Origin of the sequence: Larkinella sp. VNQ87 (assembly GCF_049445795.1) — a bacterium.
Classification (GTDB): Bacteria; Bacteroidota; Bacteroidia; order Cytophagales; family Spirosomataceae; genus Larkinella.
The window spans coordinates 277,285-291,862 of the sequence record NZ_JBMSDT010000009.1; the positions used below are offsets into that span (position 1 = coordinate 277,285).

The 14,578-nt window shown below is 52.2% G+C and carries 13 protein-coding genes; all 13 read left to right on the forward strand.

Features of this window, described 5'->3' with window-relative positions:
- Positions 1 to 18: 18 nt before the first annotated feature.
- The 13 genes from ACO2Q8_RS17585 (at position 19) to ACO2Q8_RS17645 (ending at position 14,575) form a co-directional block, all read left to right on the forward strand.
- A complete protein-coding gene (locus ACO2Q8_RS17585) occupies positions 19 to 858 on the forward strand; it encodes an ABC transporter permease (protein WP_423346155.1) in 840 nt (279 codons plus the stop codon).
- Between the two features lie 85 nt (positions 859 to 943).
- Complete coding sequence (locus ACO2Q8_RS17590) at positions 944 to 2,209, forward strand: ABC transporter ATP-binding protein (protein ID WP_423346156.1); 1,266 nt, start codon at positions 944 to 946, stop codon at positions 2,207 to 2,209.
- Positions 2,202 to 3,275: a DegT/DnrJ/EryC1/StrS family aminotransferase gene (locus ACO2Q8_RS17595; RefSeq protein WP_423346157.1), complete on the forward strand. Its 1,074-nt coding sequence runs from the start codon at positions 2,202 to 2,204 to the stop codon at positions 3,273 to 3,275. The genes ACO2Q8_RS17590 and ACO2Q8_RS17595 overlap by 8 nt, the downstream gene beginning before the upstream one ends.
- A gap of 103 nt (positions 3,276 to 3,378) precedes the next feature.
- Positions 3,379 to 5,406, forward strand: coding sequence for an ArnT family glycosyltransferase (locus tag ACO2Q8_RS17600; protein ID WP_423346158.1), 2,028 nt, complete (start codon positions 3,379 to 3,381; stop codon positions 5,404 to 5,406).
- A 14-nt stretch (positions 5,407 to 5,420) separates the two neighbouring features.
- A complete protein-coding gene (locus tag ACO2Q8_RS17605) occupies positions 5,421 to 6,119 on the forward strand; it encodes a WbqC family protein (RefSeq protein WP_423346159.1) in 699 nt (232 codons plus the stop codon).
- 108 nt (positions 6,120 to 6,227) lie between these two features.
- Positions 6,228 to 6,881, forward strand: a complete 654-nt coding sequence (locus ACO2Q8_RS17610) for an acetyltransferase (RefSeq protein ID WP_423346160.1) — start codon at positions 6,228 to 6,230, stop codon at positions 6,879 to 6,881.
- Complete coding sequence (locus ACO2Q8_RS17615; RefSeq protein WP_423346161.1) at positions 6,878 to 8,077, forward strand: glycosyltransferase family 4 protein; 1,200 nt, start codon at positions 6,878 to 6,880, stop codon at positions 8,075 to 8,077. The genes ACO2Q8_RS17610 and ACO2Q8_RS17615 overlap by 4 nt, the downstream gene beginning before the upstream one ends.
- 28 nt (positions 8,078 to 8,105) lie before the next feature.
- The gene (locus ACO2Q8_RS17620; protein ID WP_423346162.1) at positions 8,106 to 9,173 is read left to right on the forward strand and encodes an acyltransferase family protein; all 1,068 of its coding nucleotides are present in this window, start codon (positions 8,106 to 8,108) and stop codon (positions 9,171 to 9,173) included.
- The gene (locus ACO2Q8_RS17625) at positions 9,170 to 10,150 is read left to right on the forward strand and encodes a glycosyl transferase (RefSeq protein ID WP_423346163.1); all 981 of its coding nucleotides are present in this window, start codon (positions 9,170 to 9,172) and stop codon (positions 10,148 to 10,150) included. Before ACO2Q8_RS17620 ends, ACO2Q8_RS17625 begins: the two co-directional genes overlap by 4 nt.
- Positions 10,151 to 10,274: 124 nt before the next feature.
- A complete protein-coding gene (locus tag ACO2Q8_RS17630) occupies positions 10,275 to 11,087 on the forward strand; it encodes a DUF5672 family protein (RefSeq protein WP_423346164.1) in 813 nt (270 codons plus the stop codon).
- Positions 11,071 to 12,099 (forward strand): glycosyltransferase family 2 protein, encoded by a 1,029-nt coding sequence (locus ACO2Q8_RS17635; protein WP_423346165.1) that lies wholly within the window; start codon positions 11,071 to 11,073, stop codon positions 12,097 to 12,099. Before ACO2Q8_RS17630 ends, ACO2Q8_RS17635 begins: the two co-directional genes overlap by 17 nt.
- Positions 12,100 to 12,106: 7 nt before the next feature.
- Entirely contained in the window at positions 12,107 to 13,075 is a 969-nt protein-coding gene (locus ACO2Q8_RS17640; RefSeq protein WP_423346166.1) for a hypothetical protein, read from the forward strand.
- Between the two features lie 153 nt (positions 13,076 to 13,228).
- Positions 13,229 to 14,575 (forward strand): O-antigen ligase family protein, encoded by a 1,347-nt coding sequence (locus ACO2Q8_RS17645; protein WP_423346167.1) that lies wholly within the window; start codon positions 13,229 to 13,231, stop codon positions 14,573 to 14,575.
- Positions 14,576 to 14,578: the final 3 nt, after the last annotated feature.

The window sequence follows — 14,578 nt, forward strand, 5'->3', positions numbered from 1 at the left end:
TCTACCTAAAGTACAGTTGTGAAAACACACGAAGTGGTTATTGAACCAGGCCGGTCAGAGAAGAATTACTGGCGCGATTTGTGGAGAAACCGGGAACTGCTATATATTTTATCGATGCGGGACGTATCGGTCCGCTACAAACAGACCATCCTTGGAACCTCCTGGAGTCTGATTCGTCCGCTGATTACAATGCTGATCATGTTCTTCGTCTTCAGCAAAGTTGCCAAATTGAAAGGGGATCCCGGTATTCCGTATCCACTGATGATTCTGGCCGGTCTGACCATCTGGACGTTTTTCTCCAATGCCTTTACCCAAATCAGCACCAGCATTACCACCAATGCCAACCTGGTCACGAAAGTATACTTTCCCCGGTTGATCATGCCGCTGAGCTCGTCCATCGTTAGCTTTATTGATTTTCTGGTATCACTGGGTTTGTTCATTGTGCTGGCCATCTGGTACCAATTCTGGCCCGACTGGCACATTCTGTTCCTTCCGGTTTTTATCATCCTGGCGTTACTGGCATCCTTTGCGTTTGGTCTTATCTTTGCGGTGTTGAATGTACGCTTCCGGGACATCGGCCAACTTATTCCATTTATCGTTCAGATCGGTTTTTATGCCTGTCCGATAGCCTACAGCAGTCGGCTCGTGCAGGAAAACGCCAGCGAATGGTGGTATCCACTTTACTACCTAAACCCGATGGTGGGTATTATCGATGGCTTTAAGTGGTCTTTGCTGGGTGAAAACGCTTTTTTTAACCCCAACAGTGTGATTAACTCCGTCCTGGTCGTCGGTGTGTTCCTGATCATCTCCCTGTATTTTTTCCGGAAGCGGGAGAATACCTTTGTAGACGATATCTAACAAAAGGTTGTTTGTTACCGGTTTTGGTCGTACCTAGCACCTCAACGCGTACCCAACCGAACAACAACCTGCAACCTGGCAAGCCATGGCGGTCATTACAGCAGAAGGCATTAGCAAACGATACATCATCGATCACAAACGCGGCAAGGGTAGCGGCAGTATCAAAGATGCGGTGACTGAGCAAATCAGTAAGTTCTTTGGTGGCAAGCAGGACCCGGAACGAGAGCATATCGAACACGAAGACTTCTGGGCGCTGCGCGATGTGAGTTTTTCCATCGAGCAGGGCGACCGCATCGGTATCGTCGGCCATAACGGAGCCGGAAAATCCACCCTGCTCAAAATCCTGAGCCGCATTACCGAACCGACCCACGGCAGCATTCACATCCGGGGCCGGGTAGCCAGCTTGCTCGAAGTCGGAACCGGTTTTCACCCCGAACTGACCGGACGCGAAAACATTTTCCTCAACGGCGCGATTCTCGGTATGACGCGGGAAGAGATTCGTCGACAATTTGATGAAATTGTGGCCTTTGGCGGGATTGAGAAATTCCTCGACACTCCCGTTAAACGGTATTCATCGGGGATGTACGTCCGGCTGGGTTTTGCCATTGCCGCCCACCTCGACCCGGAAATTATGATTATCGATGAGGTGCTGGCCGTCGGGGATGCCGAATTTCAGAAAAAATGCCTCGGCAAAATGCGGGATGTGGCCTCCAACGGTCGCACCATCCTGTTCGTCAGCCACAACATGACAGCGGTGCAGGCCCTCTGCAACCGGACGCTGTATTTCGAACGCGGCCAGTTGATCGAGCAGGGCGAAACCAATCAGGTGATCGCTTCGTATTTGAGCAAAGTTTCCAAAACCCGGTTGATTCGGGAATGGAATACACCGGAAGAAGCGCCGGGGAACGATCTGGTGCGAGTGAAAAAAATTGAGATTTTACCCGAATTACTTGACAACCAGCTTCATCTTGATGTCCGGACACCCTTCCGTATCCGGTTTGAGTTCTGGAACCTGATGGACCATGCGAACCTCAACCTGAGCCTGCACCTGAATTCCATGACCGGAGAGGTGATTTTCAACGTCGGTACACAGTCCCGGCCGTTTGGGAAAGGATTGATTTCGGGCGAATGCCTGGTTCCCGGCAATTTCCTCAATGACGGTACGTACAACGTTTCGATGATGATCGTAAAAGATACCGTGACGCCCCTGTTCAATTTGGAAGAAGGCCTTATCTTTGACATTGCGGATTACCGTGACGGTGTCGCCTGGTATGGCAAGTGGCCCGGTTTCGTACGCCCGCAACTCCAGTTCCACGCCGAAATGATGGAAGAAAACATTCTGAATGATTAACGTAACCAAATCATACCTCCCCCCCCTCGAAGAATACGTCAAGTACCTGGAGGGAATCTGGGAACGCGTCCACCTGACCAACAATGGTCCGCTTGTCCGCCAGCTCGAAGCTGGGCTGAAAACCTATCTGGGCATTGATAACCTGCTATTCTGCGGCAACGGAACCATTGTCTTACAGATGGCCATCAAGGCTCTGGGGCTAAGTAAGGAGATCATCACAACGCCATTTTCCTACTGCGCCAGTTCCAACGTCATTCTGTGGGAAAATTGCACCCCGGTTTTTGCCGATATTCTTCCGGATGACTTCACGATTGATCCGGCCAAAATTGAACCGCTGATTACTGAAAACACGGAAGCCATTCTGGCCACGCACGTGTACGGAAATGTCTGCCGGGTGGAAGAAATTCAGGCCATTGCCGACAAATACAACCTGAAAGTCATCTACGACGGGGCCCACACATTCGGAACCCGCTACAACGGTCTGTCGGCCCTGGCTTACGGCGACGTGAGTACGTGCAGCTTCCACGCCACGAAGGTGTTTCATACTGTCGAGGGCGGCCTGGTCACCTGCAAAGACCCGGTCGTGGCTGAGAAGATTCACTTGTACCGCAGTTTCGGACACCGGTTCGACGACTATTTCGACATGGGGGTCAACGGCAAGAACTCCGAAATCCACGCGGCCATGGGTCTCTGCAACCTGCCCCGGGTGCCGGATCTGATCACGGCCCGTCAGGAACGGTTTGCACTGTATGACGCCAAACTGGATCTTTCCAGGCTGGAACGTCCGACGTTGCGACCGGGTGTGGAGTACAACTACGCCTATTACCCGGTGGTGATGGAGTCGGAAGCCAAATTGCTGGAAGTCAAAGCGGCCCTTGAAGCGGTTCAGATTTTCCCCCGGCGGTATTTCTATCCGTCCCTGAACCAGCTCCCGTTCCTGAAATCGTACCAGCCCTGCCCCATTTCGGAAGACATCGCCCTGCGCGCGCTTTGCCTACCGATGTACCCCGATCTGGAAATTGAAATCATCGACCAAATCATCACCATCGTCAACCAAAACGTGTAATTGAAATGATGAGTTATGAATGATGAATTATGACGGGGCCGCCCGCGCGGTTAGTTGACGCAGCGCTATAATTCATCATTCATAACTCATCATTCCTCCCGCCATGTCCTTCTTTTACCTGCTCACGTTTGTCCTGTTTGTGTTTTACATCGGCAACACGGCAACCGGTATCAGTCGGCGGTCGCTGCCCGAATGGCTGCTGGTTTGCTTCCTGCTGTTCGCAGGAAGCATCATCTTCACCGGTTTTTGCCTGTCTTATTTTCGGCTGACGGCCAGCACCCCGGCCTGGGCGGTTTCGGTGTTCATCACCGCCACCGTTTTCCGGCTGGTTTTTGGTAAACTCATCGAGCGACGTACCTGGTCGGTCAACCGGCTGATCTGGGAAAACCGCCTGGCATTTGGCGACTGGTACAAAGCACTGAATCCGTTCCTGAAAGTGGTGTTTACGGCGCTGCTGGCAACACTGGGCGTCATTGCCGTGACTAACCTGCTGCTGATTCTGTTTACCCCACCCAACGAATGGGACAGCATGACGGGCCACCTCAACCGCGTGATGCAATACATCCAGCGCGGCACCATGCGGCATTTCGGCGGTACCAACTGGAACATGGACACCTACCCGAAGAGCGTCTGCACGATCCAGATTTATTCGTACCTGATTACGGGCCGGTTTGAAAATGCCTTCAAACTCATTCACCAGACTTCGTACTGGATGGCCATTGTGGCGGTTTTTGGCATCAGCCGTATGATCAGCCGCAACCTGACAGCCGCCTTTTTTGCCGCCCTGTGTTACGCCATGCTGCCGGATTTTCTGATGCAGGCCATCTCAACCGAAACTGATATCGTCCTGACGGCGTACCTGGGGACTCTATTCTATTTCCTGTTTGCTTTTTACGAAACCCGCGACATTCGGTATCTGTACCTGACGGGCATGGCGTTTGGCATTGCTTACGGCCACAAGGTCACGTTTACGCTCCTGCTGCCGTCGGTTTTTATGGTCATGGTCTACACGGTTTTCTGGTCGCCGAACGTGTCGGTTTTCCTGAACCGGCTGAAATACCTGACCCCGGCCATCCTCATCGGCGTCTGCCTATTCATGCTGCCGACGGGGTATCTCAAAAATATTGAGGTGTTCGGTCACCCGATTGGTCCGCCGACGGCCTTGAAACACCAGTCGGTCGAACGCGCCGGATCCCTGCCAAACCTGTTCGAGCAGGGCACCCGCAACGTCATTCGTTACGGCTACGACCACATCAACCTCGACGGCCTGCGCAACACCCAGTGGGGCCTTGACCTGAACCAAGCCATGCGCAAACCGTTGGTCAAGCTGGAGGAGGTGACCAAACTAAGGCTCGACGAAGAAACCGACTTTTCCATTCAACCTTTTTCGTTTGCCCGCCGGTTTGAGTTTTACAATGCCAATCCGTACTGGGGCATCATTGGTTTTGCCCTGATTCTGCCGTTGGTGTTGCTGTCGCTGCTGGGTCTGATGCGGTCACGGGTTCATTTTTTCCTGGCTGTTGCCTTTGTACTGCATTTTCTGGCGCTCTCCTACTCGGCCCCCTACGATCCATTTAAAGGACGATATTTCATCGAAACCGGGTTGATGGGTTCGCTTTTTCTGCCCCTCTTATTCACCAACCGTTGGTTTAAACTCGAAAAACCGGGTCGAATGGTGCTCAAAGCTTACGTGGGTCTGGTTGTTGCTGTCGGTTGCCTTTCAGCGTTATTTGCGGTTTTCCTGAACGAACGCTGCCTGCCCTTTCCGGCGTACGGACGTCCGTCGGCGTTCAACACCGAGCGCATGTACTTCCAGATGATGTTCCGGCCGGACAGCTACGTTCCGTACAAACGCTTTGACGAACTGGTCCCCGAAAACGCCACGGTGGCGCTGGGAACCATCAACGACGACTTCGAATACCCGCTTTACGGTAAACACCTGTCCCGGCGACTCATTCCGATCAATCCGTTCGAACAGGGCGTTCGGCCGATTCCGAAAGAAGCCGATTACCTGTTTTTCTCGAAAAACGTGATCAAACCGCAACCGGGCGACATGCGGCTGGGCACCGACACGACAATGAAAGGCCTGATTGTACCGGGCGAAGATTATTATTTACGCAAACTGAAGTAGGACGGCTTACGAATATGACTATCGCCATCATGCAGCCTTATTTCCTGCCGTACATCGGGTATCTCCAGCTTGTGAAGGCCGTCGATAAGTTCATTTTATACGACGATGTGGCCTTCATCAACCGGGGCTGGATCAATCGTAACCGGCTGTTGGTGAACGGGAAAGATCACCTGTTCACCGTACCATTGAAGGACGCCAGCCAAAACAAGCGTATCCGCGAGGTAGAACTGGGCGATGATCCGAAATGGCGCGCCAAATTGCTGAAAACCATCGAGCAGGCGTACCGGAAAGCGCCTTTTTACACAACGGTTTATCCCTTGCTGGAAAAAATCGTAAACTTGGAGGTCCGGACGATTGCCGAACTGGTGGAAGGCAGCCTCCGAGAGCTGAACGATTACCTCGGCATCCGGACGGAAATCGTGCCGTCGTCGACGGTATACGGCAACGACGACTTGAAGGCCCAGGAACGGATTCTGGACATTTGTTTGCGGGAAAAGGCCAGTCGCTACATCAACCCGATCGGCGGGCAGGAACTGTACGACCGGCAGCGGTTTGCCAGCGAAGGCATCGAACTGTTTTTCATTCAATCAAAACGGGTAGAATACCCGCAGTTCAAAAACGAGTTCGTGCCCTGGCTTTCCATCGCCGACGTGCTGATGTTCAACGATGTCCCGGCTGTACAGCAGATGCTCGATGCGTATGAACTTGTTTAATTGTGAATGCGTGAATGATAGAATGAGTGAATAGCTCCGCCATTTTCTGCTCCCTGCGGAGCTATTCACTCATTCTATCATTCACGCATTCACTCATTTATTTTCGCCATGTCTAAAGTTGTCATTTTTGGAGTGCTGGATACGGCCGAACTGGCCCATTTTTACCTCACGCACGATTCGAAGCACGAGGTGGTGGCGTTTACTGTAAACCGGGAGTATTTGAAAGAAACCGAATTTCGGGGCTTGCCGGTAGTCGCGTTTGAAGACGTTGAAGCCATTTATCCTCCGCAGGAATTCCGGTTTTTCGCGCCCATGACCGGTCGAAAAATGAACCGGAACCGCGAAAAAGTCTACCTCGAAGCCAAGGCCAAAGGCTACGAGTTCATTTCGTATGTCAGTTCCAAAGCGACGCTTTTTAATAACCCCATCGGTGAAAATTGCTTCATTCTCGAAGACAATACCATTCAGCCGTTCACGACCATCGGCAACAACGTTGTGTTGTGGAGCGGGAATCACATCGGTCACCACGGTCAAATTAAGGATCACGTCTTTTTTACCTCCCACGTCGTGCTGTCGGGCCACTGTGTAGTCGAGTCGTATTCGTTTTTCGGGGTCAACAGCACCATCCGCGACTACCTGACGATTGCCGAAGGGACATTGGTCGGTATGGCGTCGGCGGTAACCAAATCCACCGAACCCTGGGGGGTCTACATCGGCAATCCGGCCGAGAAAAAACCAATGCCAAGCCACAAAGTCTATTGAAAAAGATCCTTCTCATCGGCCACGATGCCAACCGGGCGGGTGCCCAGTTGGTGTTGTTGCAGATGCTGCACATGCTGAAACAACGGAATGTGCCGACCCACCTGCTGCTGGGCGACGGTGGTCCGCTGGAAGCCGAATACCGCCAACTGACGACCGTTTCGGTCTGGCCCCGGCCCGTTGAAAAGCTCTTTGGCCGCCGGATCGACAAACTGCTGTACCTGCTGCGGATCGGCCCGTGGTTGCACCGGCGCGAGGAAAACCGGCGCTGGCAAATTTTTGAAGACGAACTCCGGGCGCAGAATATTGGCCTGGTGATGGTCAACACCATTACGAACTCCCGGCTGTACCGGCAGATTCAGCCGCTGGTCGCACGGTTGCCGGTCATTCTGTTCGTGCACGAGTTGGAAATGTCGATTCGCATGTACACGCAGCCCGACCACCTGCGGTTTATGCTCGACCACACCGACCGGCTGATTGCGGTTTCGAAAGCCGTCGCCCGGCATTATGTTGACATGTACGGTTTTGACCCGGCGCAGATCAGTACGTTCCAGCTTATCGACATTCCGGCGCTGTTGCAGAAAATTGAGCAGGCTCGTCAGCTACCCGATGTGATGCTTCAGCACGGGATTCCGGCCAACGCCCTGATCATCGGCGGCTGCGGCAATGCCGAGTGGCGCAAAGGCAACGACCTGTTCAATGTGCTGGCCCGTCAGGTCATTAACGACCATTCCGAACGGCCGGTTTATTTTGTCTGGGTCGGAATGCCGCGCAACCACCTGTACGAAGACCTCATGCTGGATTTACAAAAAGCCGGGTTGAGCGACCGCGTCCTGCTCATTGAGCCGACACCCGAGGTTTTCCGGTATACCACCCGTTTTGATATATTTGCACTTTGTTCGCGCGAAGACCCCTACCCGCTCGTGGTGCTGGAAGCCGCTTTGAGTGAGACGCCGGTGGTTTGTTTTGAGCACGCGGGCGGAGCGCCCGAACTGGTCGAAACCGATGGTGGTTATGTGGTGCCGTACCTGGATACTGTTGCGATGGCCAGCCGAATCGGTGCGCTGATTGAAGATGCTACCCAACGCCGGGCGATGGGCCAGACACTCCGTCGGAAAGTCATCGAACGGCATTCTTCCGACCGAAGCATGGATTCGTTTATGGCCATTGTCGACCAATTGACCACAACTGCAATTTGATATGAGTGTGAGTAAACCGGCCGGCCATTTGCCCCAACTAGATGCATTACGGGCCTTTGCCGTGACGTTTGTCCTGATTTTTCACTGGATTCCGCAGGATACACTGATCAATCAATTACCCAACGGGTCCATTGGTGTCACGTTGTTTTTTGTGCTCAGCGGTTTTCTCATTACCCAAATCCTGATCCAAAACCGCAATCAGATACTTACGGGCCGTACAACGCATTCAGAGGTTTACAAGAATTTCATTATTCGGCGGGCGCTGCGTATTTTCCCGATTTATTACCTGTTCATCACATTCGTGTACCGGTTTCTGCCTGAAACGTCAGACATCAGCAACCACCCGGCTTATTACTACCTCTACGGCTACAACATTCTGCTCCACCAGACCGGCAACTGGGCCGACCTGCTTTCGCCCCTCTGGTCGCTGTCGGTGGAAGAACAGTTTTACATCGTCTGGCCGTCGGTCATTCTGCTGACTCCGCGCGCGCAGCTTCGGATTGTCATCATTTTCACTATTCTCCTTGGTTTGGGCAGTCGGTTGTGGTGGGCGTTTAACGGCAATTCGCAAGGCGTCTTGACCCCCACTTGCCTGGATGCGTTCGGCATCGGGGCGTTGTGGAGTTATGTCGTCGTGGAGCAGCCAGAACAGATACCGGCGTTTAAAAGACAGGTGCTCTGGGCTACCTTACTGGCACTGGCCGGTTTCATCTTTATCCTGATACAGCCCGGCACGAGCTTTTTCAAAACATTCCAACGAACAGTCCTGGCAGTGTTGTCGCTTTATTTCGTCGTTCACGCCAGCCTGGGTTTTCGGGGCCTGATGGGACGGATCCTCATGAACCCGGCCTTGATTTACATGGGCAAAATCAGTTACGGCCTGTATCTCTATCACATGATCGTATCGGGCCACTTGACGGGAACTGTGCTGAACAAACTGAGCCGATTTTCGCCGATTTCACTCCATAATCCATGGATTCACCTCGTCAGTAGTTTTGTGCTGCTCATGATCGTGGCCTCCCTGTCGTGGTTCCTGATCGAGAAGCCGATCAACCAGCTAAAGCGGTATTTTATGTATTCAAAATCAGCGGCATGACGTTAGCGTTCACCATCTGTTCCATCAATTACCTGGCCCAAGCCCGTACGCTGGGCGATTCGCTGCGGCAAACCAATCCCGACTGGCAGTATGTCATCGGGCTGGTCGACAAGCTGGATCAGGCCAATTTGCCCGCTTCGCTCCTGCCCGACTACCCGATGTTGGAAGTGGATCAGATCGAGATTGAAGATTTTGCGGGCATGTGCGACCGGTATGATATTACGGAATTGAATACCGCCGTCAAACCGTTCTACATCGACTACTTTTTCCGAAACTACCCGGACGCCACCGAAGTCATTTATTTTGACCCGGATATTATTGTTTTTCAACCCCTTACCCAACTAAAAAAGCATCTGGGCGAGTATAACCTGGTGTTGACGCCCCACATTTGCCAACCCATCGACGACTGGCTGATTCCCAACGAGTTGAATCACCTCAACACCGGCACCTTCAACCTGGGCTTTATCGGCTTACAGAAAACCGAAGAATCGAACCGGTTTGTGCAGTGGTGGAAAAAACGCCTGGTGAACGAGTGCCGGATCGACCTCTGCAACGGCCTGTTCGTCGATCAGCACTGGGTCAATTTCGCCCCAATCTATTATGATAAGGTCTGGATTGAGAAGCATCCGGGCTACAATGCCGCCTACTGGAACCTGCACGAACGCCAATTTTCACAGAAAGATGGGGTATGGCGGATCAACGAAACCGTCGATTTGCAGTTTTTTCACTACAGCGGCTACGGCATTCATAAACCGCAGGAAATTTCGAAATACCAGAACCGGTTTACGTTCGACGCCCGCCCGGATCTGGTGCCGCTCTTTGAGCATTACCGGCAGTGTCTGCTTAATAATCACAACGAAACGTACCGCACCTATCCGTGCTTTTACATCAAACCGCCGAAGATGCTGTATTACCAGAAAGTCCGCCGGGCGCTGAAATCTCCGCTCAATGCGCTAATTTCGGCCCTCGAAAAATAATAAAGCAGTATATGGTTTATTGTTTAAAGTTTATAGTGTAAACTCAGACACCTGGTTACACCAACTTTAAACTCTAAACGATAAACTGCCCCCGAAAACCATAAACTGAATCCTATATACTAATATGCCCTCTGCCTGTGTCGTCATTCCCGTGTATCAGAAGTCACTAACGGACTACGAGCAGATCGCGCTGACGCAGTGTTTGCGGGTTTTGGAGCATTATCCGATCATTCTGGTCAAACCGCAGTCGCTGGATGTGTCTTACCTGACCACACCTTACCCCCAGCTTCGGATTCAATCTTTTGACAGCGCCTACTTTCGGGATGTGCAGACCTACAACCGGCTGATGTTGTCGGAAGAATTTTACCGGGCGTTCACGGCGTTTGAATACATGCTGATTTACCAGCTCGACGCGTTTGTCTTTCGGGATGAACTGACCGACTGGTGCCGGAAGGGCTACGAATACATCGGTGCACCCTGGCTCCGCGACCGCGACTTTACCGGCTGGCGCGACGAAACCGTGTTCAACATCAAGAAAAAGGTTGCTTTGTTGTTCGATTTGAAAAAAGAAGATGGCGTAACTCCCCGCGAAATTACCTCGCTGAACGGCGTCGGCAACGGCGGTTTTTCGCTCCGGCGTGTTCCCTCACTGCTGCGCTGGATTCGTTTCTTTCAGAACAAGATCGCCAATTACGAAAAAATACACGCCCACCAGTACAACGAGGACGTTTTCTGGGGCATCGAGGTCAACCGGTATTTCCCGGTATTGAAGGTGCCGGACTTCCGGACGGCACTGCGGTTTTCGGTCGAATTTTACCCCGAACGCGCGATTCAGGTTTACAATCAGGGCCGGTTGCCCTTTGGTTGTCATGCCTGGAATATCCACGGAACCGAGTATTGGCGTCCTATCTTTGCATCGTATGGCTACACCATCTGATCTGACCCAACCGACGGTTTCGGTGGCGCTTTGTACGTATAACGGAGCCGCTTACCTCGACACCCAGTTGCAAAGCCTGCTGACCCAAACCCGGTTGCCCGACGAACTGGTGGTGTGCGACGATGACTCTACCGACCAGACGTCCGAGATTCTGAAACGATTTGCCGCGCAGGCTCCTTTTCCGACCCGGCTGATCAAGAACGAAAACCGGCTCGGTTACAACAAGAATTTTGAAAAAGCCCTTTCGCTCTGCACCGGCGATTTTCTGTTCATCTGCGATCAGGATGACGCCTGGCTCCCCGAAAAACTGGAGACTCTGACAATGTATTTGCTTCAGCATCCGGACACTGATCTGGTGTTTACCAACGCCCGCATTGCCGATGCGAACCTGGCGGATACCGGTCGTTTATTCTGGGATACGGTCCGGTTCACGGAGCCCATTCGGGAACGCTGGCGCCGGGGTGAAGCGATAGAAGTGTTGCTGGATGGCAACCGGGTGATGGGCTGTACATCGGCGATGCGTCGCCGGTTCCTGGCCGATTTGCTGCCCATTCCCACACTGCCGAATTACATTTATGACGGCTGGATGGCCCTGGTGGCTGCCGCCAAAGGCACAGTTGATTTTTACGAGAAACCGCTGATCCGGTACCGAACCCATGAAAAGCAGCAGGTGGGTACCCGCCCGCCGGAAGCCGGAAAGGCGGTGCGCCTGAAAGATCGGTTTTCGCGGCCACATAGTGAAAAACTGGAACCATTGGTACAAAAATACCAGCAGTTGAATCAATTGTATCACTTACTTCGCGAACGGGTTCCGGTGCCGACGCCCGGGATCCGGCAGTTTGACCGACGCCTAACTCACTACAAACGGCGAAGCACCATGCCCGGCAGCCGGTTTGCACGCCTTGGGCCAGTACTAAAAGAATTAGTGACCGGAAATTACCATCGCTATGCCGACCAGGATGCGAACGGATACGCGCCGTATCTGGCGGCTGTTGGCGATTTACTTGAATAACCACACGATGAACACGTTTTTAACGGTTTGCACAATTCGGCAACTTCCCCAGGCTTTTGCACTGGGCGAAAGTTTGCAGCGCCATCACCCCGCCGATTCCTTCACCATCGGCCTTTGTGACGATGCCAGCCGTCTGCCAGCCGGTTTTCAGTGTCCGTATCCGCTCCTCATGCTGGACGAACTACCGCTGCCCGACCGCGATCAGCTTTCGCAGCAATACACCCCGGCGGAGTTTGTGGCGGCCTGTAAACCGTTGTTCATTAAACACTTGTACCAAAACCGGGTCAAAAGCGACTGGCTGATTTATCTCGATCCGTCGGTATATCTGTACCAGCCCCTAACGGATTTATCGGCTCGCTACACGAAGGCAACGCTGCTGTTGACGCCACATTTGCTCAAGCAACTGGTGGACAAGGCGTTTCCGGATGAAAAATATGTACAGAATATTGGCTTGTACAGTTCCGATTTTCTGGGCCTGCGCCGGTGTGCAGAAACCACCCGGTTTCTGGACTGGTGGGGCAGCCGGGTTCCGGAGCGAGCTTTTGTCCGACCTTGTGAAGCCATGTATACGGACCAAATCTGGCTGGTCCTGACGCCGGGATTGTTTGAAGGTGTTACGATTGTTAAGAATCCGGCTTGGCACGTGGGAATCTGGAATCTACACGAACGGCCAGTTTCGGAGAACAACCCGCCGGTATTTCTGAACTTCAAAGGTTTGGCCGACCAGGAAGGTTTCTTTCAGGCCCAGACGCGGGTTCGGCTGTCGGCGTTTCCGGCTGTAAAAAAGCTTTTACGCGCCTACCAGAACCGGGTTCAACAAGGAGAGAAAAACTGGTTACTCCAAAGCGTTCTTCCGGCTTACGGCCAGCAACCGTATAAACCACCGTTGCGGGGCTGGCGCAAAGACGCCGTCGAAACGTTACGGCAAACGGTCAGATTTATCGAAACCGTTGACGTTCCCCGAAAGATGGCGTAAAGCTTCGAATGGTTATTTAGTATTCGATGTTTCGCTCCACACTGCCATCTCTGGACTTTTCGTTATATTTGTACGAGTATCAAAAAAATCCAATTGGAAAAGCGGTTAGACTAAATCATTAAAAAGGTTGAGACCGTTGAAATCCCAGAACGTATGCTGTCCTTATCAGAATTATTTTCGTGGCGCAACCTGAATTTAATGCGGTATGTGGTCGGTATTATGATTGTTATCGACGGCTATCCCCTGATTTTCTTTTTTAAAGAAACGCTACGCCTGGCACCTGGCAGTACAGCCTTTACGGCGGCTTTTCTGGCTCTGGGATTCATTATGATGATCCCCTTTCATTTCCTGTACAAGTTATACCGGCTCAATACGACCCTACTAAAACAGGCGTTACTTTTTTTTGCCGTGATTATTTTCCACATGGCGTTCTTTCGCGATCAATGGTTTAAAGATGCGACCATGGACACGATTTACTACATCTATGTGGTTCTGTTCCTGTTTTTGCTGGTAAATATCCCCAATGAGATTATCAAGGTATTTATTCCGATAACCGTCGCGTTCACCGTAGTTTCCAACCTGGCGCTCGTGTATGCGCTCCTGACCGACCCCACCTGGAGCATCGGTCAACGGGCAGCCATTCAGTTTGGCGAGGGCGAATACCGAACGGGGAACCCCCACGTTTTTGCCAGAAATGCCCTGATGAGCGTCGTTGCCTGTGCCATCTGGGCTTTCCAGCCAAGCACCGGTTTTTTTGGCCGGATTCTGTCGTTTTTCGCCTGCGTGTTCGGGATGGGCATTCTGGTCATGACCCAAACCCGCTCCAGCATTGTGGCCCTGATTCTGATTATTGGCCTGTTTTTTGTCTTCAACGTCCGGCCGCGCCAGATCAAACAGGTTATTCGGGGGTTGTTTCGTCCGGCCTCGCTGGTTTTGATTGGTGTTGCCTTTGTCGGGCTTAGCGTGTTCATGCAGCGCAACGCCGACTTGATTGCCATTCTGTACGGATACGCGGTGGCCTTTATTGAACGAAACATGGAAAACGTGTACGCCCTGCTGGGGATTAAAGTCCAGAATCAGTTTACTGCCACATTCGATGCGTCGGCGGGAAATCGGGCCACTAGTTTTCAATACCTGAGTAACATTTTGGAAGGGCACCTCCATGTTGTCATCACCGGTCAGGGGTATAAATCGACCTACCTTGATGTACCGCTTATGGAAGCGTTGATTAATCACGGCATTCTCGGTTTTGTAACATTTGCGGCCTTCTGTTTCTCGTGTCTTTTTTACAGCCTGAAAACGATGCGTGACAATACCGATACACTTTCCATTTTTCTGGCGTACTTCTTCATCATGCTATTTGTGCAGTTATTTACCAACGGACGCCCTTACGAGATTTCGTTCTGGCACCCGTTCTGCCTGATGATCCGGTTTATCGGGATTAGTCACCTCTACGCTCCTGATTTGCGGTCGCAGCCGATGGTTTCACCGGCCGTCTGAGGC

What these genes read in the sequence shown, in the direction of transcription:
- ACO2Q8_RS17590 (WP_423346156.1), top strand. Translation starts at nt 944, where the DNA reads ATGGCGGTCATTACAGCAGAAGGCATTAGCAAACGATACATCATCGAT.
- ACO2Q8_RS17595 (WP_423346157.1), top strand. Translation starts at nt 2,202, where the DNA reads ATGATTAACGTAACCAAATCATACCTCCCCCCCCTCGAAGAATACGTC.
- ACO2Q8_RS17600 (WP_423346158.1), top strand. Translation starts at nt 3,379, where the DNA reads ATGTCCTTCTTTTACCTGCTCACGTTTGTCCTGTTTGTGTTTTACATC.
- ACO2Q8_RS17605 (WP_423346159.1), top strand. Translation starts at nt 5,421, where the DNA reads ATGACTATCGCCATCATGCAGCCTTATTTCCTGCCGTACATCGGGTAT.
- ACO2Q8_RS17610 (WP_423346160.1), top strand. Translation starts at nt 6,228, where the DNA reads ATGTCTAAAGTTGTCATTTTTGGAGTGCTGGATACGGCCGAACTGGCC.
- ACO2Q8_RS17625 (WP_423346163.1), top strand. Translation starts at nt 9,170, where the DNA reads ATGACGTTAGCGTTCACCATCTGTTCCATCAATTACCTGGCCCAAGCC.
- ACO2Q8_RS17630 (WP_423346164.1), top strand. Translation starts at nt 10,275, where the DNA reads ATGCCCTCTGCCTGTGTCGTCATTCCCGTGTATCAGAAGTCACTAACG.
- ACO2Q8_RS17635 (WP_423346165.1), top strand. Translation starts at nt 11,071, where the DNA reads ATGGCTACACCATCTGATCTGACCCAACCGACGGTTTCGGTGGCGCTT.
- ACO2Q8_RS17640 (WP_423346166.1), top strand. Translation starts at nt 12,107, where the DNA reads ATGAACACGTTTTTAACGGTTTGCACAATTCGGCAACTTCCCCAGGCT.
- ACO2Q8_RS17645 (WP_423346167.1), top strand. Translation starts at nt 13,229, where the DNA reads ATGCTGTCCTTATCAGAATTATTTTCGTGGCGCAACCTGAATTTAATG.